23 protein-coding genes are annotated in these 23041 nt (G+C 73.2%); 19 read left to right on the plus strand and 4 right to left on the minus strand.

From position 1 onward, the window contains the following. Positions 1-27: 27 nt before the first annotated feature. Positions 28-438, minus strand: coding sequence for a YjbQ family protein (locus H1226_RS06535; RefSeq protein ID WP_224960190.1), 411 nt, complete (start codon positions 436-438; stop codon positions 28-30). A 148-nt stretch (positions 439-586) separates the two neighbouring features. Here H1226_RS06535 and H1226_RS06540 point away from each other — a divergent pair, with 148 nt between their 5' ends. Both H1226_RS06540 and H1226_RS06545 read left to right on the plus strand, forming a co-directional pair. After that, positions 587-1612, plus strand: a complete 1026-nt coding sequence (locus H1226_RS06540; protein ID WP_258347870.1) for an aminotransferase class V-fold PLP-dependent enzyme — start codon at positions 587-589, stop codon at positions 1610-1612. Between the two features lie 165 nt (positions 1613-1777). After that, positions 1778-2905, plus strand: coding sequence for a hypothetical protein (locus H1226_RS06545; RefSeq protein ID WP_258347871.1), 1128 nt, complete (start codon positions 1778-1780; stop codon positions 2903-2905). 109 nt (positions 2906-3014) lie between these two features. Here H1226_RS06545 and H1226_RS06550 read toward each other — a convergent pair whose 3' ends face one another. Beyond that, the gene (locus tag H1226_RS06550; protein ID WP_258347872.1) at positions 3015-3476 is read right to left on the minus strand and encodes a ferritin-like domain-containing protein; all 462 of its coding nucleotides are present in this window, start codon (positions 3474-3476) and stop codon (positions 3015-3017) included. After that, positions 3473-3910 carry a hypothetical protein gene (locus tag H1226_RS06555; protein ID WP_258347873.1) on the minus strand — a complete coding sequence of 146 codons (438 nt, stop codon included), beginning with the start codon at positions 3908-3910 and terminating at the stop codon, positions 3473-3475. Before H1226_RS06555 ends, H1226_RS06550 begins: the two co-directional genes overlap by 4 nt. Positions 3911-4208: 298 nt before the next feature. Here H1226_RS06555 and rimP point away from each other — a divergent pair, with 298 nt between their 5' ends. The 7 genes from rimP (at position 4209) to H1226_RS06590 (ending at position 11659) form a co-directional block, all read left to right on the plus strand. Beyond that, positions 4209-4760: a ribosome maturation factor RimP gene (gene rimP, locus H1226_RS06560; RefSeq protein WP_224960184.1), complete on the plus strand. Its 552-nt coding sequence runs from the start codon at positions 4209-4211 to the stop codon at positions 4758-4760. Then, positions 4757-5827 (plus strand): transcription termination factor NusA, encoded by a 1071-nt coding sequence (nusA, locus tag H1226_RS06565; RefSeq protein ID WP_224960183.1) that lies wholly within the window; start codon positions 4757-4759, stop codon positions 5825-5827. The genes rimP and nusA overlap by 4 nt, the downstream gene beginning before the upstream one ends. A 227-nt stretch (positions 5828-6054) precedes the next feature. Beyond that, positions 6055-6354 carry a YlxR family protein gene (locus H1226_RS06570; protein ID WP_258349358.1) on the plus strand — a complete coding sequence of 100 codons (300 nt, stop codon included), beginning with the start codon at positions 6055-6057 and terminating at the stop codon, positions 6352-6354. Positions 6355-6434: 80 nt separating this feature from the next. Then, a complete protein-coding gene (infB, locus tag H1226_RS06575) occupies positions 6435-9518 on the plus strand; it encodes a translation initiation factor IF-2 (protein ID WP_258347875.1) in 3084 nt (1027 codons plus the stop codon). A 79-nt stretch (positions 9519-9597) separates the two neighbouring features. After that, positions 9598-9891, plus strand: a complete 294-nt coding sequence (locus H1226_RS06580; RefSeq protein WP_224960180.1) for a DUF503 domain-containing protein — start codon at positions 9598-9600, stop codon at positions 9889-9891. A gap of 160 nt (positions 9892-10051) precedes the next feature. Beyond that, the gene (gene rbfA / locus H1226_RS06585) at positions 10052-10561 is read left to right on the plus strand and encodes a 30S ribosome-binding factor RbfA (protein WP_224960179.1); all 510 of its coding nucleotides are present in this window, start codon (positions 10052-10054) and stop codon (positions 10559-10561) included. 120 nt (positions 10562-10681) lie between these two features. Next, positions 10682-11659 (plus strand): DHH family phosphoesterase, encoded by a 978-nt coding sequence (locus H1226_RS06590; RefSeq protein WP_258347877.1) that lies wholly within the window; start codon positions 10682-10684, stop codon positions 11657-11659. A 7-nt stretch (positions 11660-11666) separates the two neighbouring features. Here the strand turns inward: H1226_RS06590 and H1226_RS06595 are convergent, their stop codons facing one another. Beyond that, a complete protein-coding gene (locus H1226_RS06595) occupies positions 11667-12179 on the minus strand; it encodes a CGNR zinc finger domain-containing protein (RefSeq protein ID WP_258347878.1) in 513 nt (170 codons plus the stop codon). Positions 12180-12246: 67 nt separating this feature from the next. Here H1226_RS06595 and H1226_RS06600 point away from each other — a divergent pair, with 67 nt between their 5' ends. The 10 genes from H1226_RS06600 (at position 12247) to H1226_RS06645 (ending at position 22728) form a co-directional block, all read left to right on the plus strand. Beyond that, positions 12247-13560, plus strand: a complete 1314-nt coding sequence (locus H1226_RS06600) for an MATE family efflux transporter (protein WP_224960177.1) — start codon at positions 12247-12249, stop codon at positions 13558-13560. Between the two features lie 67 nt (positions 13561-13627). Continuing rightward, the gene (truB, locus tag H1226_RS06605; RefSeq protein WP_258347879.1) at positions 13628-14569 is read left to right on the plus strand and encodes a tRNA pseudouridine(55) synthase TruB; all 942 of its coding nucleotides are present in this window, start codon (positions 13628-13630) and stop codon (positions 14567-14569) included. Positions 14570-14606: 37 nt separating this feature from the next. Continuing rightward, positions 14607-15593: a bifunctional riboflavin kinase/FAD synthetase gene (locus H1226_RS06610; RefSeq protein ID WP_224960175.1), complete on the plus strand. Its 987-nt coding sequence runs from the start codon at positions 14607-14609 to the stop codon at positions 15591-15593. A gap of 131 nt (positions 15594-15724) precedes the next feature. Beyond that, the gene (locus tag H1226_RS06615) at positions 15725-16210 is read left to right on the plus strand and encodes a helix-turn-helix domain-containing protein (RefSeq protein ID WP_224960174.1); all 486 of its coding nucleotides are present in this window, start codon (positions 15725-15727) and stop codon (positions 16208-16210) included. Between the two features lie 31 nt (positions 16211-16241). After that, positions 16242-16820 carry a 2'-5' RNA ligase family protein gene (locus H1226_RS06620; protein WP_258347880.1) on the plus strand — a complete coding sequence of 193 codons (579 nt, stop codon included), beginning with the start codon at positions 16242-16244 and terminating at the stop codon, positions 16818-16820. A 383-nt stretch (positions 16821-17203) separates the two neighbouring features. Next, positions 17204-17473 carry a 30S ribosomal protein S15 gene (gene rpsO / locus H1226_RS06625; RefSeq protein ID WP_224960170.1) on the plus strand — a complete coding sequence of 90 codons (270 nt, stop codon included), beginning with the start codon at positions 17204-17206 and terminating at the stop codon, positions 17471-17473. Positions 17474-17711: 238 nt separating this feature from the next. After that, positions 17712-19973: a polyribonucleotide nucleotidyltransferase gene (locus H1226_RS06630; RefSeq protein ID WP_258347881.1), complete on the plus strand. Its 2262-nt coding sequence runs from the start codon at positions 17712-17714 to the stop codon at positions 19971-19973. Between the two features lie 122 nt (positions 19974-20095). After that, the gene (locus H1226_RS06635) at positions 20096-21472 is read left to right on the plus strand and encodes a M16 family metallopeptidase (RefSeq protein ID WP_258347882.1); all 1377 of its coding nucleotides are present in this window, start codon (positions 20096-20098) and stop codon (positions 21470-21472) included. Beyond that, entirely contained in the window at positions 21469-22242 is a 774-nt protein-coding gene (gene dapB / locus H1226_RS06640) for a 4-hydroxy-tetrahydrodipicolinate reductase (RefSeq protein WP_373690022.1), read from the plus strand. Before H1226_RS06635 ends, dapB begins: the two co-directional genes overlap by 4 nt. Further along, a complete protein-coding gene (locus H1226_RS06645) occupies positions 22243-22728 on the plus strand; it encodes a hypothetical protein (protein ID WP_258347883.1) in 486 nt (161 codons plus the stop codon). The last annotated feature ends 313 nt before the right edge of the window (positions 22729-23041 follow it).

Consider the following 23041-nt stretch of genomic DNA (forward strand, 5'->3'; position numbering starts at 1 on the left):
GGCCCGGTTTCACCCGAAGAGGTGGAATCAGCCTTCGACGAAGCTCAGCCGGACCCGCCGCACCGGGTTGTCCACGTTGGTGTCCACCAGGCAGACCGACTGCCAGGTGCCCAGCGCCATCCGCCCGTCCAGCACCGGCACCGTCGCGTAGGGCGGCACCAGCGCGGGCAGCACGTGATCGCGCCCGTGCCCCGGCGAACCGTGCCGGTGCCGCCACCGCCGGTCCGCGGGCAGCAGCTCCCGCAGCTGGGCCAGCAGGTCGTCGTCGCTGCCCGCACCCGTCTCGATCACCGCGAGGCCCGCCGTCGCGTGCGGCACCCACACGTTCAGCAGGCCGTCCCCGGCCCCCGCCGACCGCAGGAACCGGTCGCACTCGGCACCCAGGTCGTAGACCACCTCGACGGAACCGGTCCGGATCTCCACTTCCTCACTGCGCATACCGCCACGGTAGAACGGAGCGCCGCGCGGCCCGTCCTGCCGCTCCGGTTGCGGGGGCGCGCTTCCCCGGCCGCGCGTGGTCGGCGGTCCCGCCGGGCCGCGCATCCGGTGCTGGCGCACCGGCCACCGCGTCGACGAGGATCGGAACATGCGCACCGCCTTCGGCCTCCGGTTCGACGTCCCCGGCGGATACCTGAACACCGCGAGCATCGGCGTGCCCTCCACCGGCACCGTCGAGGCCGTCACCGCCGCGGTCGCCACCTGGGGCGCGGGCGGGGCCCGGCCCACCGACTTCGACGCCGACACCGACGCGGGACGAGAACTGTTCGGCCGGCTCGTCGGCGTGCCCGCCGACCGCGTCGCCGTCGGCGCCACGGTCTCCCAGCTGGTCGGGATCATCGCCGCCGACCTGCCGGACGGAGCCCGCGTACTGGTCGCCGAGGACGAGTTCACCAGCGTCACCTTCCCGTTCGCCGCGCAGGCCGACCGCGGCGTGCAGGTGGAGGAGGTCCCGCTCGAAGCGATCCCGGAGAAGGCCGCCGACCACGACCTGGTGGCGGTGAGCGTCGTGCAGTCCGCCGACGGCAGGCTCGTCGACCTGGAGGCGCTGCGCGAAGCGGTGCGGGACCGGCCGACTCGGGTGCTGCTGGACACCACCCAGGCCGCGGGCTGGCTGCCGATGCGGCTCGACTGGGCCGACCACGTCGTCGGCACCGGCTACAAGTGGCTGCTCGCGCCGCGCGGGTCCTCCTGGCTCGCGCAGCACCCGGACGCTCCCGCGCCGCGGGCGAGCCACGCCAACTGGTACGCCGGGGGCGGCATGGACAGCATCTACGGGCTGCCGCTGAAGCAGGCCCCGGGCGGGCGCGGGCTCGACCTGTCGCCGGTGTGGCTGGCCCAGGTCGGCGCGGCCGCCGCGATGCGGGAGCTCGCCGCCCTCGACCTGGAGCAGGTGCGGGCGCACTGCACCGGGCTGGCCGACCGGGTGCGCGCCGAACTCGGCCTCGCCCCCGCCGGCTCGCCGATCGTGGCGGTGCCCGGCGACGACGCCGCCCGCAGGCTCGCCGACGCGGGCATCGCGTGCGCGGCCCGGGCGGGCAAGGCGCGGCTGGCGTTCCACCTGTACAACACCGACACCGACGTCGACCTGGTGCTCCGCGCGTTGCGCGGCTGAGCAGCCGGAACGTCTTCGCTGCGCACGTGCTGTTCTGCGCGCGATCCGCAACCGCTACCGTTAGTGCCCGTGCCGGACCCCCAAGGTGCACCCGAAGAGATGACAGGCTCGCCGCAGAACGCGCAGCGAGCTGACACTGCGCCACTCCAGCGCGACAACTCCCTGGTGAACCACGAGCACCGCAGCGCCAGTCCCACCGACTTCAGCCCGGACACCCTGGGCGGACCCGGCGAGACGACCCGCCCCGCGTTCCAGCAGCCGCCGGCCCAGCAGCTGTCGGCCCAGCAGCCGCACGCGCCGCAGCCCGGACCCGGCACGCCCGGCTACGGCCAGCCGCAGCAGCACCAGGGCCAGAACCACGCGGCGCAGACCGCGCACCAGCAGGCCTACCCGCAGCACTACCAGGGCTGGGGCGGCCAGTACGCCGCGCAGCACCCCGGCCAGCAGCAGTACCCGCAGCAGGGCTACGGCCAGCAGAACCCGGCCCAGCAGACACCGGTGCAGCAGCAATCCCCGCAGCAGCACTCGGCCCCGCAGCAACCCGCCCAGCAGGCCCCGGCGCAGCAACCAGGCGGGCAGCCGAACGGAGCGGCCCAGCAGCACGGCGACATCAACCGGCGCGCCTACCCCTCCACCAGCAGGCAGGCACCCGTCCGTCCCGAACCGGCGGAGCGCGCGGGCGGCGGCCTGCTCGCGGGCACCTCCATCACCCCCTCCGGCTGGGTGCTGCGCGGGCTCGTGCTGTTCGGCGTGGCCGTCGTCTCCGGGCTGCTCTGGCTGCTGATCAAGCCCTCCTCCGGTGACGACCAGGCGGCCGACCCGCCTGCGCCCGTCCCGCAGACGCAGAACCGGTTCAACCTGGAAGTGCGCGAAGAGGGGCGCCAGGGCTGCGCCAACGTCTCCACCGGCCAGATCAAGGCGTTCTTCGGCGAGCACGGCTGCGAGCACCTCACCCGGGCGCTCTACACCACCACGCTGCCGGACGGGCAGCGCGTGCTCACCTCCGTGGTCACCGTGCGGCTGGCCGACTCGGCGAGCGCCGCGCAGCTCAACGAGCTCGTCACCCAGGACGACACCGGCAACGTGATGGACCTGGTCTCCTCGGGCCCGGACCTGCCCGACGACTTCCCGGGGCTCACCAGCGACGTCGGCTACCACTCCGAGCAGCAGGACCGGCTCGTCGTCGTCGGTGAGTCCGGGTACTTCGGGCAGCCCGACAACTACGAGGACCAGCGGCTCACCGACGTCACCAAGGACGCCGTGCGCCTCGGCTGGCCGCAGGACAGCGGCTGAACCTCCTGCCGCGCGGACGGCGGAACCCCAGCGGTACCTCCGCCGCAGGAACCCCGAGGACCCGCGTGCGCACCGCCGGTCAGCGGCTCCCGGGCCAGCGGGGCGCCGGTCAGGGCTTGCCGGGCTGGGCTTCCGCCGCCGGGTCCTGGCCGATCGTGATGCGCCAGCGGGTGGCGCGGGTGGCGGCCGTGGTCAGGGCGGTGAGCGCCAGCCGCCGCACCGCGGGGTCGACCTCGCCCGGCGCGGTGTTCTCCAGCACCGCGCGCCAGCCGATCGCGCACTCCCGCTCGGCGACGACGAGCGCGCGGATGGCCGAGCCCTCGTCGGTGACCCGGTCCGGCAGCGAGTAGGCGGGCGCGGCCGCCGGGGGAGTGGCTCCGGTGGCGCTGATCAGGCGCTGCACCTCGTCCCGGTGCCCCTCGTGGACCCCGGTGGCCTCGGCGACGGCCGCTTGCACCTGCGAGCGGGTCACGAACGCGGTCACCAGCTCGTAGGTCCACACCGCGGCGTTCTCCGCGTCCAGCGCCGCGTTCACGGCGGTCTTGGCCTCGTCCGGCAGTTCTCCGCTCACGCCAGCACCTCCGCCAGGCTCGCGCAGCTCGCCGAGATCGATCCGGTCAGTCCCGCCCGGTAGCCGGGCAGGCTCGGGCACAGCTTCGCGGCGGCCTGCTCCGCCGTGGCCAGCGCCTGCTTCAGCGCGGCCTGCGCCTCGGGCGCCGAGGCGGGCACCTGCGCGGCGGGAGCCCGGTGCTCGCGGGGCTCGTCGGGCGGATCGAGGCGGTCGATCTCCTGCTGCAGCAGCCGCGCGTGCTCGGCGCGGATCTCCGCCACCGCGCCGGCGCCCGCCCCCAGCGAGGGGTGGCTGCGCGCGACGCCCTGCGCCAGCGCCGCATCGGAGCGGGCGGCGGTCGCGAGGGCCGTCAGCGGGTCCGGCGCGTCCTCGCCGCTCGCGCACGCGGCGCTCACCGCGGCCACCGCGGGCAAGGCCGCCAGCAGCCGCAACACCGCGCGACGTCCGATACGCGCAGACCCGTTCGAGTGACGGGAGGGGAGGGGGGCTCGCACGCTGATCCATCCTGCCAGGCAGGCCCCCGGCCGCCGCGCTGGGCCGGACGGAGGCCATGCCGCGCCGTGCCTGGAACCGACCAGATAAGCTGGACGACCGCGGCCCGCGCGCCCAGCGCCGGACGTGGGTTTCGCGAGTCCGGCCGAAGGCGGCGCCGCCCGAACCGGGCGTCGCCGGACCGCCCGGCCCGATCACCTCCGAAGTGACCCGATCATCCCCGAATCTAGGAGTGCCAACGTGTCCAGCCCGCCGCGCGATGAGGCCGTCGCGCTGCTGGAGCCCGTCGTCGCCGACGCCGTGTCCCAAGCCGGTTTCGACCTCGAGGAGCTCGACGTGCAGCAGGCGGGCAGACGCCGCCTGGTGAAGGTCGTCGTGGACTCCGACGACGGGGTGGGTCTCGACGAGATCTCCGAGCTGAGCCGAGCCGTCTCGCAAGTGCTGGACGCGCACGAGCACGTGCTCGCCGGGGCGTACACCTTGGAGGTGACCTCGCCCGGCACCGACCGACCGCTGACCAGGCCCCGGCACTGGCGCCGCGCCCGGCACCGGCTGGTCAAGATCAAGCTCTCCGGCGGCGGCGACCTGACCGCGCGCGTCGGAGCCGCCGACGACGAAGGCGTGCAGGTGCTGGCCGACCAGCAGATCCGCACGCTGGCCTACCGCGACATCGAGCGCGCGGTGGTCGAGGTGGAATTCCAGCAGCCACCGGCGCAGGACCTCGTCCTGCTCAAGCGGGCGGCCGACGGCCCGGAAGGCGACGACCGGGAAGACACGGAGGAGTCGAGGTGAACGTCGACATCGCCGCGCTGCGAGCGATCGAACGCGACAAGGACATCCCGTTCGAGACGGTCCTGGAAGCGATCGAATCAGCGCTGCTGACGGCATACCGGCACACCGAGGGGCACCAGCAGCACGCCCGGGTGGAAGTGGACCGCAAGACCGGCGTGGTGCGGGTGCTCGCGCACACCCTCGACGCCGAGGGCGAGGTCGAGGAGGAGTGGGACGACACGCCCGAGGGCTTCGGGCGGATCGCGGCGACCACCGCGCGCCAGGTCATCCTGCAGCGGCTGCGCGACGCCGAGCACGAGCGCACCTTCGGCGAGTTCTCCACCAAGGAGGGCGAGATCCTCGGCGGCGTCGTGCAGCGCGACGCCAAGGCCAACTCGCGCGGCATGGTCGTCGTGCAGGTCGGGGACAGCGAGGGCGTCATCCCCGCCGCCGAGCAGGTGCCGGGCGAGCGCTACGAGCACGGCACGCGCGTCAAGTGCTACGTCGTCGGCGTCTCCCGCAGCGCCCGCGGCCCGCAGATCACCCTGTCCCGCACCCACCCCAACCTGGTGCGCAGGCTGTTCGCGCTGGAGGTCCCGGAGATCGCCGACGGCACCGTCGAGATCCCCGCGGTCGCCCGCGAGGCCGGCCACCGCTCGAAGATCGCGGTGCGCTCCGCGGTCGGCGGCGTCAACGCCAAGGGCGCCTGCATCGGCCCGATGGGCGCGCGGGTGCGCAACGTGATGAGCGAACTGGGCGGCGAGAAGATCGACATCATCGACTTCTCGGAGGACCCGGCGACGTTCGTCGGCAACGCGCTGTCCCCGGCCAAGGTGATCTCGGTGGAGGTCGTCGACGAGCGGACCAAGACCGCCCGCGTCGTCGTCCCCGACTTCCAGCTGTCGCTGGCCATCGGCAAGGAGGGGCAGAACGCCCGCCTCGCCGCCCGGCTCACCGGATGGCGGATCGACATCCGCAGCGATGCCGACCCGGCCTCGCCGACCACCTCGGCGGGCCAGGCCGTCGCGCCGCCTGCCGGTGGCGCGCCCGGGGTCGACGAACTGCCCGCGGTCGGTTCCGCGGAGTGATCTGACCGGCCCGCCGACGCCCGGCACCGGGTCCGCCGCCACCTCGGTGGCGGACTCGGATACGAGCACTGGCGGCGGCGGGTTAGAATCATTGGTGGCTCGACGCGAGGGGAGCGAGAATCCGCACGACAACGTCCGGTACGCACGGCGAACGCCGTGATCGAGGACCGGTTCGCACCTGTGTGGGATGTCGCGTCCGGACGTCGGCCGCCGAGCTGCTGCGAGTGGTGGCCGAGGACGGTTCCGCGGGTCCCGCGGTCGTCCCCGATCCTCGAAGCAGGAAACCGGGTCGGGGCGCGTGGTTGCACCCCGATCCCCGTTGCCTGCGGCTCGCCGAGCGACGTCGGGCGTTCCCCCGCGCACTTCGCGTGCCGGGGCCGCTGGACCTCTCCGCCGTGCAGGGACACCTGGGCTCCACTCCGGAATCCGGGGAGCTCGCGGCGAGCGGCTCATCACCAGACCGACGCGGGAACCGCCCGCGCGGAAGCAGTAAGGAAGCAGGTCGACCCGTCATGAATCAGCCGTGAAGCTGAAGACATGAACGCGCATCGGCGATAGGACGAGGTCGAGCGGGACTGCCGCCCGGCCTCACCAGATGAGGAGTGCAGTGGCAGGCAAGGCCCGCGTGCACGAGCTCGCGAAAGAGCTCGGTGTGACTAGCAAGGAAGTTCTCAACAAGCTCGCCGAGCAGGGCGAGTACGTCAAGTCCGCGTCGTCCACCGTGGAAGCCCCGGTGGCGCGCCGACTTCGCGACGCGTACCCCAAGGCAGGCAAGCCCGGCGGTCGCTCCGGCGGGGCGAAGCCCGCGCCGCCGCGCAAGCCCGAAGGCCAGTCCGGTGACGGCGCGCCCAAGCCCGGTCCGAAGCCCGGTCCGCGGCCGCAGGCACCCGCCCCGCAGTCCGGTGACCAGCAGGGCGGCGGTCAGCAGTCCGCTGGCCAGCCGGCCCCCGCAGGCGCGCCCAAGCCCGGTCCGAAGCCGGGCCCGAAGCCCGGTCCGAAGCCGCCGGCCCCGGAGACCGCTCCGTTCGAGCAGGCTCCCGCCGCGCAGGCGTCCGCCGGTCCGGCCGAGGCCCCGGCCCCGCAGCAGGGCGGCGAGCAGCGTGCCGCCGCGCCGCGTCCCGGTGCCCCGAAGCCCGGCCCCCGGCCCGGTCCGAAGCAGGAATCCAAGCAGGGCGGCGACGCCGGTGACGGCACCGTCCCGCCGAAGCCGCAGGGCGCCAAGCCCAAGCCCGGCCCGCGCTCGCCGCGCGTCGGCAACAACCCGTTCGGCGTCGGCTCCGGCTCCCCGGCGCAGCGTCCGCCGCGTCCCGGCGGTGCCGGTGGCGGTCAGCAGCGCCAGGGCGGCGGCCAGGGCGGCCCCGGCCGCGGCGGTCCGCAGGGGCAGCGCCCCGACCGCGGTGGTCAGGGCGGCGCCGGTACGGCTCCGGCGGCCGGTTCCCCCGCCCCGCGCGGCGGCGGTGAGGGCGGCGGCAACCGTCCGAACCCGGGCATGATGCCCCCGCGTCCGAACCCCGGCATGATGCCGTCCCGCCCGGCCCGCTCCGGCGGTCCCGGTGGACCCGGCGGTGGCCGCGGTGGCGGTCGTCCCGGTGGTGCCGGTGGCGGTCGTCCCGGTGGCGGCGGTGGCCGTCCCGGTGGCGGTGGCGGCGGTTTCCGCGGCGGCCCCGGTGGCGGCGGCGGTGCTCCGGCCGGTGGGCCTCCCGCCGGTGGTGGCTTCCGCGGCCGTCCGGGCGGCGGTGGCCGTCCCGGTGGTGGCGGTCGCGGTGGCGCGGCCGGTGCCTTCGGCCGTCCCGGTGGTCCGGCGCGTCGTGGCCGCAAGTCCAAGCGGCAGAAGCGCCAGGAGTACATGGACAACATGCAGGCGCCGTCGGTGGGCGGTGTCCGGCTGCCGCGCGGCAGCGGCGAGACGCTGCGCCTGCGCCGCGGTGCTTCGCTGACCGACTTCGCCGAGAAGATCAACGCCAACCCGGCTTCGCTGGTGCAGGCGATGTTCCACCTCGGTGAGATGGTCACCGCGACCCAGTCCGTCTCGGACGAGATCCTGGAGCTGCTCGGCCAGGAGATGAACTACCGGGTCGAGATGGTCAGCCCGGAGGACGAGGACCGCGAGCTGCTGGAGTCGTTCGACATCAGCTTCGGCGACCCGGACAGCAGCGAGGAGCAGCTGGCCGCCCGGCCGCCGGTGGTCACCGTCATGGGTCACGTCGACCACGGCAAGACGCGCCTGCTGGACACGATCCGGAAGGCGAACGTGCAGGCCGGCGAGGCCGGTGGCATCACCCAGCACATCGGTGCCTACCAGGTCGTGACCGAGCTGGAGGGCAACGAGCGCCCGATCACCTTCATCGACACCCCGGGTCACGAGGCGTTCACCGCCATGCGTGCTCGTGGTGCGAAGTCCACGGACATCGCCGTGCTGGTGGTCGCCGCCGACGACGGCGTCATGCCGCAGACGGTGGAAGCGATCAACCACTCGCAGGCCGCGGGTGTGCCGATCGTGGTGGCGGTCAACAAGATCGATGTCGAGGGTGCGAACCCGGACAAGATCCGCCAGCAGCTCACCGAGTACAACCTGGTGGCCGAGGAGTACGGCGGCGACACCATGTTCGTCGAGATCTCCGCCAAGCAGGGGACCAACATCGACGGTCTGCTCGAGGCGATCCTGCTGACCGCGGACGCTTCGCTCGACCTGCGGGCCAACCCCGACATGGAGGCCCAGGGCGTGGCGATCGAGGCGCACCTGGACCGCGGTCGCGGTCCGGTGGCCACGGTGCTGGTCCAGCGCGGTTCGCTGCGCGTGGGTGACTCGATCGTCGCGGGCAACGCGCACGGCCGGGTCCGCCGGATGATCAACGAGCACGACGAGGACGTCGCGGTGGCGATGCCGGCGCGTCCGGTGCAGGTCATCGGGTTCACCTCGGTGCCCGGTGCCGGTGACACGTTCCTGGTCGTCGACGAGGACCGGGTGGCGCGGCAGATCGCCGACCGCCGGGGTGCTCGCATCCGGGAGGCGCAGAACGCCGCCAAGCGCAAGCGCGTCAGCCTGGAAGACCTGGACAAGGTGCTCAAGGAGACCAACCAGCTCAACCTGATCATCAAGGGTGACAACTCCGGTACCGTCGAGGCGCTGGAAGAGTCGCTCATGAAGATCGAGGTGGGCGAGGAGGTCGAGCTCCGGGTCATCCACCGCGGCGTCGGTGGCATCAACGAGTCCGACATCAACCTGGCCACCGCGGAGAACACCATCGTCCTGGGCTTCAACGTCCGGGCCGAGGGCAAGGCGGCCGAGGTCGCCAACCGCGAGGGCGTGGAGATCCGGTACTACTCGGTGATCTACCGCGCGATCGAGGAGATCGAGCAGGCGCTCAAGGGCATGCTCAAGCCCGAGTACGAAGAGGTCGAACTCGGCAAGGCGCAGGTCCGCGAGGTCTTCAAGTCCTCGAAGGTCGGCACGATCGCCGGTTGCATGGTCACCGAGGGCATCATGCGTCGGAACGCCAAGGCCCGGCTGCTGCGCGACAGCGTGGTCGTCGCCGAGAACCTCAGCCTCAACTCGCTGAAGCGGTTCAAGGACGACGCCACCGAGGTCCGCGACGGGTTCGAGTGCGGTCTGACGCTCGGCTCCTACTCCGACATCAAGGTCGACGACATGATCGAGACCTACGAGATGCGGGAGAAGCCGCGCAACTGATCCGCTACCGCCGGGGGTCGTCCTTCGTGGGCGGCCCCCGGCGGTCGTGCTGGTGCGTGGTGATCCGAGGAGCGAGCTGATGTACGTCGGTGCGCTGGAGCTGGACGTGCTGCTCGGCGACGTCCACTCGTTGAAGCAGAAGCGCGCCGTGGTGCGGCCCGTCGTGGCCGAGCTGCGGAAGCGCTTCGACGTGGCCGCGGCGGAAGCGGGCGATCAGGACCTGCACCGCCGGGCGCTGATCGGGGTGAGCGCGGTCTCCGGCGACGCCTCGCACGTGCGCGAGGTGCTGGACGCGTGCGAACGCGCCGTCGCCGCGCGCCCCGAACTGGAACTCCTGTCGGCCCGGCAGCGGATGCTGGGGCCGGAAGACTGACGGGCCCTGGCGGGTTCTCCCCACGAGGGACCTGCCCGGTCGCCCGCACCGCCCCGCGGCCGGCAGCCCGGGAGCCCCGCCGCGGCGGCTCGACCGCCGGTGGCGCGGACACTGTTCACGCCCGGACCACCGGGCGCAGGATCGACGGAGGAGGTGCGCCGTGGCCGATACGGCGCGCGCCCGCAGGCTCGCGAAGCGCATCGCGCAGATCGTGGCCTCGGGACTGGAGTACGAGGTCAAGGACCCGCGGCTGGCGATGGTGACGATCACCGACGCCCGCGTCACCCCGGACCTGCGGGACGCCACGGTGTACTACACCGTGTTCGGCGACGAGAGCGACTACGCGTCGACCGCCGCCGCCCTGTCCAGCGCCACCGGTGTGCTGCGGTCCCGGGTGGGGGCGCAGACGGGCGTGCGGTTCACCCCGACGCTCACGTTCGTCGCGGACACCGTGCCGGACGACGCCCGCCGGATGGACGAGCTGGTCGCGCGGGCCAAGGAGGCCGACGCGGAGGTCGCCCGGCTGGCTTCGGGAGCGGAGCACGCGGGGGAGGCGGATCCTTACCGTGCGGCACCGGAGGACACCGCGGATGACGACGAGGAAACCGCAGGTGACGAGCCGTCGACCGGCGAGGATGCCGATCTGCGGCATCGGCCACAGAGTGGTTGAACCGCCCGCGCGGATGCGGTGCGTTGAAGGCGGCACCGCGGTCGTGCGGTGCCGTTCGGCGTGGAGGTGAACCCTGTGGACGGGCATTCCGGAACCGCTGCGGAGCCGACGCCGGATGAGGTGGCGGCAGCCGCGCGGCTGCTCGCCGACGCCTCCGACGTGACGCTGCTCGCGCACGTCAACCCGGACGCCGACGCGCTGGGCAGCGCGCTGGCGCTGGGCCGGGCGTTGCGTGCCCGGGGAGCGCGGGTCCGGGTGTCGTTCGGCCACCCGGCCGAGGTGCCCGCGTCGCTGCGGATCCTCGACGCCGACGGACTGGTCGTCCCCGCCGCCGAGGTGCCCGCGGCGGCACCGCTGCTGGTGGTGTGCGACGCGGGCAGCCTGCAGCGGTTGGGGGCGCTCGCCGACCGGGTCCGGACCACGATCGACGCGGGCGGCTCGGTGCTCGTCGTCGACCACCACGTGGCGAACCCGCGGTTCGGCACGCACCACGTGATCGACGAGACGGCCGTGGCGACGGTCGTGCTGGTGCTGAGGTTGCTCGACGAGCTCGGCGCCCCGCTGGACCTGCCGATCGCGCGCTGCCTGTACGCGGGGCTGGTCACCGACAGCGGCCGGTTCCGGCGGGCCACGGCGGCCACGCACCTGATGGCGGCGCGGCTGCTGGAGGCCGGGGTCGATCCGGATGCCCTGACCCGCTCGCTGATGGACACCCACCCGTTCGCCTGGCTGCCGATGCTGTCGGAGGTGCTGGGCCGGGCCGCGCTGGAGCCCGCGGCGGCGCAGGGGCTGGGGCTGGTGCACGCGGAGGTGCGGCTCGCGCAGTCCGGCGACGTGCGCAGCGAAGAACTCGACGGCGTGATCGACATCGTGCGCACCACGGCGGAGGCCGAGGTGTCGGTGGTGCTGAAGGAACTGGCCGCGGACCGCTGGTCGGTGTCGTTGCGCGCGGACAGCAAGGTCGACGTCGGCGCGGCCGCGAGCCTCTGCGGCGGTGGTGGTCACCGGCTGGCGGCCGGGTTCACCGCCGACGGGTCGGCCGACGACGTGCTCGACTCGGTCCGCGCGGCGCTGGAGCAAGCCCCGCTGCTCGGCTGACCGGAGGTCAGGTGCGCCGGCGGGCGCGGAACGCGGCCACGTGCACGCGGTTCGCGCAGCGCGCCGAGCAGAACCGCTTCGCCCGGTTCGTGGACGTGTCCAGGAAGTACGTGCCGCAGCCCGCGGCCTCGCACCGGCCCCACCGGTCCGTCCCGTGCAGCACGACGCCTTGCGCCAGGCCCCAGGCGGCCGCGGCCGCGACCTCGGTGGCGGGTGGCGCGTCGGGCCCGGCCACGTGCACGTGCCAGCGCGAACCGTGCCCGGACAGCCGGGGGTGCGGTGGGTGCCGCGCCAGCAGGTCGTTCACGGCGTCCTGCGCCCGCGCCGCGGCTCCGGCCAGCAGCGCGTCCAGCGCGTCCCGCAGGCCGGTCGCCACCGTGCGCAGCACCGCCAGGTCCTGTTCGTGCACCCGCTCGGACCACCACGGCTCGTCGTGCAGCGCCGCGCGCAGCCGGTCCAGGTCGGTGAGGTCGGCGTTCGCGAGCCGCAGCGCCAGCTCCGCGTAGTCGGCGCTGTCCATCCGGGCTCCTCACGGCTAGCCTGCGTCAGGGTCGAAATGCGGTTTCACAGCTTACCGGGAGGATGTCGTGAGCGAGGTCGCCGAACGGGTGCCGGTGCGGACGGTGCTCGGATTGGCCGTGCCCGCGCTGGGCGTGCTGGCCGCCGAGCCGCTGTACGTGCTGGTGGACACCGCCGTCATCGGCCACCTCGGGGCGGTGCCGCTGGCCGGGCTCGCGCTCGGCGGCACCTTGTTCACCCTGGTGTCCAGCCAGCTCACGTTCCTGTCGTACGGCACCACCGCCCGCACGGCCCGGCTGCACGGCGCCGGTCGCCGCAAGGACGCCGTCGCCGAAGGCGTGCAGGCCACCTGGCTCGGCATCGCCGTCGGCGTGCTGCTGCTGGTGCTGGCGCAGCTGTTCGCGGTGCCGGTCGCCGAGCTGCTCGCCGGGGAAGGCCCCATCGCGGACGCGGCGGCGAGCTGGTTGCGGATCGCGCTGCTCGGCGCGCCGCTGGTGCTGATCACGATGGCGGGCAACGGCTGGATGCGCGGGGTGCAGGACACCCGGCGCCCGCTGTGGTTCGTGCTGGCGGGAAACGGGACCTCGGCGGTGCTGTGCCCGCTGTTCGTGTACCCGCTCGGGTGGGGGCTGGAGGGGTCGGCGGTCGCGAACCTGATCGGTCAGAGCATCGCGGCGGCGCTGTTCCTGCGCGCGCTGGTGGTGGAGCGGGCCGGGATGCGCCCCGATCCGGCGACGATGCGCGCCCAGCTGGGCATGGGGCGGGACCTGGTGCTGCGCACCCTCGCCTTCCAGGCGTGCTTCCTGTCGGCGACCTCGGTCGCCGCCCGCACCGGCGCGGACGCGGCCGCCGCGCACCAGGTGGTGTGGCAGCTGTGGTCGTTCCTGGCGCTGGTGCTGGACTCGCTGGCGATCGCCGCGCAGTCGCTGGTCGGCGCGGCCCTCGGCGGTGGTGCGGCGCAGCGCGCGAAGGGCGTGGCGCGGCAGGTCAGCTGGTACGGGCTCGGGTTCGGGGTGCTGCTCGGCCTGGTGTTCGCGGCGCTCGCCGCGGTGCTGCCGCGGGTGTTCACCAGCGATGCGGCGGTGCTCGCGCAGCTGCCGAACGCGTGGTGGTTCTTCGTGCTCCAGCAGCCCGTCGCCGGGGTGGTGTTCGCGCTGGACGGGGTGTTCCTCGGCGCGGGCGACGCGCGCTACTTGCGCACCGCGACGATGCTCAGCGCCGCCGTCGGCTACCTGCCGCTGATCTGGTTGTCGCTGGCCTTCGGCTGGGGGCTCGCCGGGATCTGGACCGGGCTGAGCCTGTTCATGGTGCTGCGGCTGATCACGCTGCTGCTGCGGGCCAGGTCGGGGAAGTGGGCGGTCGTCGGGGCCGCCCCGGCCTGAGCCGGCGTCGCCGCCTGGGCGGGGTCGCTGCGCGACGCGCGGACGCGGTCGGGGAGGATTGCCAGCCGTGTCCGAGCACTCCCGAACAGCACGCAACCGTCCCGCCGTCCCGCCCGGCCTGCTCGTGGTGGACAAGCCCTCCGGCATGACCTCGCACGACGTGGTGTCCCGCGTCCGCCGCATCATGGGCACCCGCAAGGTCGGTCACGCGGGCACCCTCGACCCGATGGCCACCGGGGTGCTGGTGCTCGGCCTGGAACGGGCCACAAAGCTGCTCGGGCACCTGGCGCTGGACACCAAGGCGTACCTGGCGACGATCCGGCTGGGCGCGGCGACCAGCACCGACGACGCCGAGGGCGAGGTGCGGTCGCGGACCGACCCGTCCGGGGTGACCGAGCAGGCCGTCCGGGACGGCATCGCCGAGCTCACCGGGGACATCCAGCAGGTGCCGAGCTCGGTGAGCGCGGTGAAGGTCAACGGCAAGCGCGCCTACGAGCTGGCCCGCGAGGGCAAGGACGTGGAACTGGCCGCGCGACCGGTCACCGTCTCCCGGTTCGACCTGCTGGCGCTGCGCGAACCGGCCGAAGCCACCGGTGAGCCGGACGAGGACGGGTTCGTCGAGCTGGACGTGCTCGTGGAGTGCTCTTCGGGCACCTACGTGCGCGCGCTGGCCCGGGACCTCGGTGCCCGGCTGGGCGTCGGCGGCCACCTCGGCGAGCTGCGCCGCACCCGCGTCGGCCCGTTCGGCCTGGCAACGGCCCGCACCCTGGAGCAGCTGGAGGCCGAGCCGGGCCTGTCGATGGACCTGGACCGCGCGATCGCCACCGCCTTCGCCCGGTACGACACCGACGCCGTCACCGTCCGCGCTCTCATGCACGGCCAGACCATCCCGGCGACCGGCGTCGCGGGCACCTGCGGCGTGTTCGGCCCGGACGGCCGGGCGGTCGCGCTGGTGCAGGACCAGGGGCGGACCGCGCGGCCGGTGCTGGTGCTGACCCCGGCGGGCTGAGCGGCCGATCGGGAGGCAACCAGTAGGCTTGCCAGCCGTGCAGCGTTGGCGCGGTTTGGAGCAGCTCCCGGGCGGTTGGGGCCGGTGCGTCGTCACCATCGGCGTCTTCGACGGGATCCACCAGGGACACCAGCAGTTGATCACGCACGCGGTGCGGGCGGCGCGCGAGCGCGGCATCCCCTGCGTGCTGATGACGTTCGACCCGCACCCGGCGGAGGTGGTGCGGCCCGGCAGCCATCCCGCGCAGCTGACCACGCTGCGGCGGCGCGCGGAGCTGGCCGAGCGGCTCGGCGTGGACGTGTTCTGCGTGCTGCCGTTCACCGCGGAGCTGTCCCGGATGCCCGCCGACGAGTTCGTGCACGAGCTGCTGGTGGACCGGTTGCACGCGGCCGTGGTCGTGGTGGGGGAGAACTTCACGTTCGGCCACCGCGCCGCCGGTGACATCGAGCTGCTGGCGCAGCTGGGGGAGCGGTTCGGCTTCGAGGTGGCGTCGGACCGGCTGCTCAGCGGCACCACCGAACGCGCCGACGGCCCGTCGGAGGCGCCGGTGACGTTCTCCTCGACCTACATCCGGTCCTGCATCGACGCCGGGGACGTGGTGGCGGCGGCGTCCGCGCTGGGCCGCTACCACCGGCTGGAGGGCATCGTGGTGCGCGGCGCCGGGCGCGGCGGCAGCGAGCTCGGCTTCCCGACCGCGAACCTGTCCAGCCCGGAGCATTCCGCGGTCCCCGCCGACGGCGTGTACGCGTGCTGGTTCACCCACCGGCGCCGCGGGTCCGCCGAGCCCGGCGAGACGCTGCCCGCCGCGGTCTCCGTCGGCAGCAACCCGACGTTCTCCGGTACGGAGCGGACGGTGGAGGCGTTCGTGCTCGACGTGGACGCCGACTTCTACGGGGAGCACGTGGCGCTGGACTTCGTGCGCAGGCTGCGCGGGATGGAGCGCTACGACTCGGTGGAGGCGCTGATCGAGCAGATGGATCAGGACGTCGTGGACACCCGTGAGATCCTCGGTGCTCGTGGCTGATCGACCCGCTGGGGGCGGGGCAATTCGCCGAACCGGTCCGGTGCGGCGCGATGGCCTGGCAGTATTCAGTACCGGTCGCCCCGGGGAACGTTCCGGTGGCGGCGATCGACGGTGGCACCGGGGGAGCTGAGGTGGCGGAACACAAGAGCGTCCAGCGCAATCTGGCGCTGCAGCGCGAGTGGTACGGCGAGCCGTTGGGCGATCGGGTTCGGCGGCTCGTGGTGGCGTTCCGGATCTCGCAGGCCCAGCTCGCCGAGGTGCTCGGCATCAGCGCGCCGATGCTCAGCCAGGTGATGAGCGCCCGCCGCGCCAAGATCGGGAACCCGTCGGTGCTGGCGAGGCTCGTGATGCTGGAGCGCAAGGTGCTGGTGCCGGGCGTGGCCGCCGGCGAATCGGAGGCGATCCAGGCGGCGCTGGCGGACGTGCGCGACTCCCGGCCGTCGGTGGGCCGGGACACGCTGCCGGTGCGGGCGGCGAACGGTGAGGAGGCGGCGTGGCCGGTGCTGCGGGGTGCGGCGAAGCCGAGCGAACTGGAGGCAGCGGCCGCGCTGATCGACGGCCGCTACCCGGAGCTGGCGGGCCTGCTGCGCCGGGCCGCCAACGGCGAACCGGCCTGACCCGGCGGCCCCGGACCGGCGGGGCGGGCGGATGAGCGGGAGCGCGCCGCCGCGGTTGTTCACCGCGGTGCGGCCGCCGCCCGCCGCGGTCGAGCACCTCGCCGCCGCGCTCGGCGAGATCCCGCACGACGAGCGGTTGCGGAGGTTCCGCCGGACGGATCCCGCGCAGTGGCACCTGACGTTGTGCTTCCACGGCCCCACCGAGCCGGCGCCGCTCGCGGCCGAGCTCGACCGCCGGGTGCCCGCGGCCGGCCCGGCGCCGCGGCTGCGGCTGGCCGGTGCGGGCACCTTCCGCGGGGTGCTGTGGATCGGCGTCGAGACCGCCACCGACGCCGACACGCGCGGGCTGCACGAGCTGGTGCGGATCGCGGGCGGGGATCCCGGCGGGTTCCGGGCGCACCTCACCGTGGCCCGGTGGAACGCGGGCCTGCCGGACCCGGCGCGGCTGATCGGGCCGCTCAGCGGGTACGCGGGTCCCTGGTGGGCCGCCGCCGAGGTCGAGCTGGTGCGCAGCGACCCGGGGCCGGCGGGTTCGGAGCACCGCGTGCTGCACGTGGTCCCGGTGCCACGCCGGGCGGCAGGGGACCAGGGTGGACCGTTCGGCCCCTGATATCCTGACCGCGGATCCGGCTGTAGTCCGTGGCGGCCGAATCCGGTGTGCCGATACCCGGCGTGCACGCGACCAGCGTGCCCGTGACCAGCCCGCGCCAGTGGAGACACCGGCCCGGGGCGTCCGACCGGCGGAGCCGCTCCGGCGGCCGCGCGAGCTCGGGACTGGGGGCGGAGCTCGGGAAGCTCCCGGCGACCTGGACCCCAGGTCGCGTCCGGGATCGGGACGGCGATCTCCGGTGTGGACCGCCCGGGGCGCGCGACGTGGCGATGGCCGTGAGTCGTGTCCGGTGCGTTCCGCACCCGGTGCCCGTCCCGGCTCCGAGTTCGAGACCGGCGCACCAGCAGCACTTGACACGGCACGCGAAACAAGGAGAGTCAGTCGTGGCGCTGTCCACTGAGCAGAAGAAGCAGATCCTCGCCGACTACGGTCTGCACGAGTCCGACACCGGTTCGGCGGAGGCCCAGGTGGCCCTGCTGACCAACCGGATCTCGGGCCTGACCGAGCACCTCAAGCAGCACAAGCACGACCACCACTCGCGTCGTGGCCTGCTGCTGATGGTCGGTCGTCGCCGCCGGCTGCTGAACTACCTGACCAAGGTCGACATCGAGCGCTACCGCTCGCTGATCCAGCGGCTCGGTCTGCGTCGTTGACCTACGTCGGGGGAGCGTTCCACAGTGGAGCGCTCCCCCGATGCACAACCGAATGCACGAAGGCGGGCCACCAGGCTCGCGCACGCACGATCCGGGTCCACGCCCACGGCGGGTCATCATCCGCCGGTCCTCGGTAGTGGCCCCCGGGCGCATCCCGCCCGGTGGCTTCGATCGATGACCGGCCTCGTCGGAAAGATTCCCCCGCACGACCGTGGACCCCTGAAACTAGGAGTTCCACTTGACACAGGCCCACAACGTCGACGAAGGCGTCTACGAAGCGACCGCGGTGCTGGACAACGGTGCCTTCGGCACCCGCGAGGTCCGGTTCGAGACCGGTCGGCTGGCCAAGCAGGCCGCGGGCAGCGTCGTCGCCTACCTGGACGACGACACGATGCTGCTGTCGGCCACCACGGCCTCGAAGCACCCCAAGGACAACCTCGACTTCTTCCCGCTGACGGTGGACGTCGAGGAGCGGATGTACGCCGCCGGCCGCATCCCCGGCTCGTTCTTCCGCCGCGAGGGTCGTCCCTCCACCGACGCGATCCTGACCTGCCGGTTGATCGACCGGCCGCTGCGCCCGTCCTTCGTGGACGGCCTGCGCAACGAGATCCAGGTCGTGGTCACGGTGATGAGCCTGGACCCGAAGGACCCGTACGACGTGCTCGCCATCAACGGCGCGTCCGCCTCCACCCAGCTGTCCGGCCTGCCGTTCTCCGGCCCGGTCGGCGGCACCCGGATGGCGCTGATCGACGGGCAGTGGGTGGCCTTCCCCACCTACGAGCAGCTCGAGCGCGCGGTGTTCGACATGGTCGTCGCCGGTCGCATCGTCGGTGACGACGTCGCGATCATGATGGTCGAGGCCGAGGCCACCGACAAGACGATCGACCTGGTCGGCCAGGGCGCGCAGGCGCCCACCGAAGAGGTCGTCGCCGCCGGCCTGGAGGCCGCGAAGCCGTTCATCCGCACGCTGTGCCAGGCCCAGCAGGCGCTGGCCCAGGCCGCGGGCAAGGCGACCGCCGAGTACCCGCTGTTCCCCGCCTACCAGGACGACGCCTACAGCGCCGTCGAGGGCGCCGTCTCCGCCGACCTGGCGCAGGCGCTGTCCATCGCGGGCAAGCAGGAGCGCGAGAACCGGCTCGACGAGATCAAGCAGGTCGCGCTGGAGAAGGTCGGCATCGAGGAGGGGCAGCCCTTCGCCGGTCGCGAGAAGGAGATCGGCGCGGCGTTCCGCTCGCTGACGAAGAAGCTGGTCCGCCAGCGGATCATCACCGAGAAGGTCCGCATCGACGGTCGCGGCCTCACCGACATCCGCAGCCTCTCCGCCGAGGTCGGCGTGGTGCCGCGGGCGCACGGCTCGGCCCTGTTCGAGCGCGGCGAGACCCAGATCATGGGCGTGTCCACGCTGAACATGCTGCGGCTGGAGCAGACGATCGACTCGCTCGGTCCGGAGACCAGCAAGCGGTACATGCACCACTACAACTTCCCGCCGTTCTCCACCGGTGAGACCGGCCGGGTCGGCAGCCCGAAGCGCCGCGAGATCGGCCACGGCGCGCTGGCCGAGCGGGCGCTGCTGCCGGTGCTGCCCACGCGCGAGGAGTTCCCCTACGCGCTGCGGCAGGTCTCCGAGGCGCTGGGCTCCAACGGTTCCACCTCGATGGGCTCGGTCTGCGCCTCGACGCTGTCGCTGCTCAACGCCGGTGTGCCGCTGAAGGCGCCGGTCGCGGGCATCGCGATGGGCCTGGTCTCCGACGAGGTCGACGGCAAGACGCACTACGTGGCGCTGACCGACATCCTCGGTGCCGAGGACGCGTTCGGCGACATGGACTTCAAGGTCGCGGGCACCAAGGAGTTCGTGACCGCGCTGCAGCTGGACACCAAGCTGGACGGCATCCCGTCCGAGGTGCTGGCGCAGGCGCTGGGCCAGGCCAAGGACGCCCGGTTCACCATCCTGGAGGTCATGGCCGAGGCCATCGGCACCCCGGACGAGATGAGCCCGCACGCCCCGCGCGTCACCTCCGTCTCCATCCCGGTCGACAAGATCGGCGAGGTCATCGGGCCGAAGGGCAAGATGATCAACTCGATCACCGAGGAGACCGGCGCCGAGATCACCATCGAGGACGACGGCACCATCTACGTCGGTGCCGCCGACGGCCCGTCCGCGGAGGCCGCGATCGACAAGATCAACGCCATCGCGAACCCGCAGCTGCCGAAGGTCGGCGAGCGCTTCCTGGGCACCGTGGTCAAGACCGCGGCGTTCGGCGCGTTCGTCTCGCTGCTGCCGGGCAAGGACGGCCTGGTGCACATCTCCAAGCTGGGTCAGGGCAAGCGCATCGGCAAGGTCGAGGACGTCGTCAACGTCGGCGACAAGCTGCGCGTCGAGATCGCCGACATCGACAACCGCGGCAAGATCAGCCTGATCGTCGTCGACGAGGAGGCCGACAAGGCCCCCGCCGGCGAGCAGGCCGACGCCGAGGCTCCGGCGGAAGCCCCCGCCGAGTGATCTCCTGACGCGATGAGATCGGGTCCGCCCGATCATCGGCAGCGAAGCGGCCCGCCCCGGACAGCACGTCCGGGGCGGGCCGTATCGTGTGGCAGGGCGAACGGCGACGAGACCCGGGGACGATGAAGCAGAACCAGACACGTGCGGGACATCTCCAGCGGCCCGGAACCACCCGGGTGCTGGCCACCAGCGGAGCCGAATCGGTGCGGCGCACCGTGCTGCCCGGCGGCCTGCGAGTGGTGACCGAGGAGATCCCCGGCGTCCGCTCCGCCTCCGTCGGCATCTGGGTCGGCGTCGGTTCGCGCGACGAGACCCGGCCGCAGGCGGGGGCCGCGCACTACCTGGAACACCTGCTGTTCAAGGGCACCGCCCGGCGCACCGCCGTGGACATCGCCCAGGAGATCGACGCGGTGGGCGGCGAGCTCAACGCGTTCACCTCCAAGGAGCACACCTGCTACTACGCGCACGTCCTCGACGAGGACCTGCCGCTGGCCGTGGACATGCTCTGCGACGTCGTGTTCGACGCGGTCAACGCCGCCGCCGACGTCGAAGTGGAACGCAGCGTCGTGCTCGAGGAGATCGCGATGCGCGACGACGACCCCGAAGACCTGCTGCACGAGCTGTTCGCCGAAGCGGTGCTCGGCGACCACCCGCTGGGCCGCTCGGTGCTGGGCACCGAGGAGTCCATCACCGAGATGACCCGCGGCCGGGTGCACGGCTTCTACCGCCGCAGCTACGCGTTGCCGAAGATGGTCATCGCCGTCGCGGGCAACGTGGAGCACGGCAAGGTGCTGCGGCTGCTGCGCAAGGCCGTCGGGGACCGGTTGCAGGGCGAGGACGCGCCCGCGCCGCCGCGCACCGGCCGCACCCGGCTGCCCAAGCAGCAGTCGCTGGTGCTGGAGCACGACGACACCGAACAGGCGCACCTGCTGCTGGGCTGCCGCGCGCTGCACCGGCACGACGACCGCCGGTTCGTGCTCGGCGTGCTCAACGCCGCGCTCGGCGGGGGCATGAGCTCCCGGCTGTTCCAGGAGGTGCGCGAGCAGCGCGGCCTCGCCTACTCCGTCTACTCGGCGGTGACCGCCTACGCCGACGCGGGCACCTTCTCGGTGTACGCGGGCTGCCAGCCGGACCGGCTCGGCGAGGTGACCACCGTGATCCGCGACGTGCTCGAATCGGTCGCCGCCGACGGGCTCAGCGCCGACGAGGTCGCGCGCGGGCGCGGCCAGCTGCGCGGCGGGCTGGTGCTCGGCCTGGAGGACACCGCGTCCCGGATGAGCCGCATCGGCAAGAGCGAGCTGAACTACGGGCGGCACCTCAGCGTCGAGGACACCCTGGCCCGGATCGAGGCGGTCACCGCCGAGGACGTGGCGGAACTCGCCGCGGACCTGCTGCGCCGCCCGCTGACCACGGTCGTCGTCGGGCCGTACGAGAACGTCGAGGAACTGCCGGAATCCGTACGCCGGCCGGAGCACACCAGAAAGGCGGCACGTTCGTGACTTCCCTGGAAACCCCCGTCGCATCCCCGGTGCGGGTCGGCGTGCTCGGTGCGCGCGGCCGGATGGGCTCCGAGGCGGTGCGCGCCGTCGGCGAGGACCCCGGCACCGAACTGGTCGCCTCGATCAACCGGGAAGACCCGCTGCAACAGCTCGTCGACTCCGATGCGCAGGTCGCGGTGGACCTCACCCACCCCGACTCGGTGCTGGCGAACGTGCGGTTCTGCGTGGAGAACGGCATCCACGTCGTCGTCGGCACCAGCGGGCTCGGCACCGCGGAGCTGGAGAACATCGGCTCGCTGCTCGCCGAGCACCCGCAGGTGGGGGTGCTGGTGGCGCCGAACTTCGCGCTGGGCGCGGTGCTGTCGATGAAGTTCGCGGAGGTCGCCGCCCGGTTCTTCGAATCGGTGGAGATCGTCGAGCTGCACCACCCGAAGAAGGCCGACGCCCCGTCCGGGACCGCGGCGCGCACCGCCGAGGTCGTCGCGCGGGCCCGCGAGTCGGCGGAGCTGGACCCGGCACCGGACGCCACCACCAAGGAGCTCGACGGGGCGCGCGGCGCGAAGGTCGACGGCGTCCCGGTGCACTCGATCCGGATGGCCGGGCTCGTCGCCCACCAGGAGGTGCTGTTCGGCACCGAAGGGGAGACGCTGACCATCCGGCACGACTCGTACGACCGGCGCTCGTTCATGCCCGGCGTGCTGTTGGCGGTCCGCGAGGTCGGCGGGCGGCCGGGGCTGACCGTGGGCCTCGAATCCGTGCTGGGGCTGTGAATGTCCGAGGGTGAGCGGCGGCGCGGGCTCGGGCCGCGCACCGCGGCGTTCGTGCTGGCCGCGGTGCTGCTGGTGTACCTGGTGCTGATGGGCGGCCGCGCGATCACGATGATCGTCACGGGCCGCCCGGTGTTCGTGGTGCTCGGGTTGGCGATCTTCGTGCTCCCGGTGCTGGGCGTGCTGCTGGTGGTGGACCAGCTGCGCTTCGGCGCCAGCACCGAGCGGCTCGCGCGGCTGCTGCACGACGAAGGTGCGCTGCCGGACGTCTCGCACCTGCCGCGCCGCCCGTCCGGGCGCGTCGAGCGGGCGGCGGCCGACGCCTGGTTCGACGAGAAGCAGGCCGAATTGGAGCGCTCTCCCGGCGATTGGCGGTGCTGGTTCGCCGTGGCGCAGGCCTACGACCTGGCGGGCGACCGGAACCGGGGGCGCAAGGCGATGCGCCGGGCGATCGAGCTGCAGCGCGGGGAAGCGGACGCGGAACGGTAGAGCGTCCGGTCCACCCGCGGTACCTGCTTCCGGGTGATCGTCGCCCGCCGACGTTGAATTCCGCAGGTCCGAACCGCGTGGATCTCACGGTTTGGGCGCTTAGTTGACATCGCGTACAGTTGCGCCGCATGATCTAGCGCATGTCCAGGTTCGCCTCTCTGGTGGTCCGCTTGCACGTGGATTTGCAGCACCAGTCCAGCGCCCTCTGTAGTAGTCGCTGATCGGCCGCCGCGCCCGCGCGAAGAAATCGCGAATGGCGTGTTCTGCGAACGTGTCGACTCAGCAGCAGGCCCGCTGAGCAGCGGTTCCAGTC

The sequence above is a fragment of the Saccharopolyspora gregorii genome (assembly GCF_024734405.1).
GTDB lineage: Bacteria > Actinomycetota > Actinomycetes > Mycobacteriales > Pseudonocardiaceae > Saccharopolyspora_C > Saccharopolyspora_C gregorii.

What these genes read in the sequence shown, in the direction of transcription:
- H1226_RS06540 (WP_258347870.1), top strand. Translation starts at nt 587, where the DNA reads ATGCGCACCGCCTTCGGCCTCCGGTTCGACGTCCCCGGCGGATACCTG.
- H1226_RS06645 (WP_258347883.1), top strand. Translation starts at nt 22,243, where the DNA reads ATGTCCGAGGGTGAGCGGCGGCGCGGGCTCGGGCCGCGCACCGCGGCG.
- H1226_RS06595 (WP_258347878.1), bottom strand. Translation starts at nt 12,179, where the DNA reads ATGGACAGCGCCGACTACGCGGAGCTGGCGCTGCGGCTCGCGAACGCC.
- H1226_RS06535 (WP_224960190.1), bottom strand. Translation starts at nt 438, where the DNA reads ATGCGCAGTGAGGAAGTGGAGATCCGGACCGGTTCCGTCGAGGTGGTC.
- H1226_RS06635 (WP_258347882.1), top strand. Translation starts at nt 20,096, where the DNA reads ATGAAGCAGAACCAGACACGTGCGGGACATCTCCAGCGGCCCGGAACC.
- H1226_RS06580 (WP_224960180.1), top strand. Translation starts at nt 9,598, where the DNA reads ATGTACGTCGGTGCGCTGGAGCTGGACGTGCTGCTCGGCGACGTCCAC.
- H1226_RS06620 (WP_258347880.1), top strand. Translation starts at nt 16,242, where the DNA reads ATGAGCGGGAGCGCGCCGCCGCGGTTGTTCACCGCGGTGCGGCCGCCG.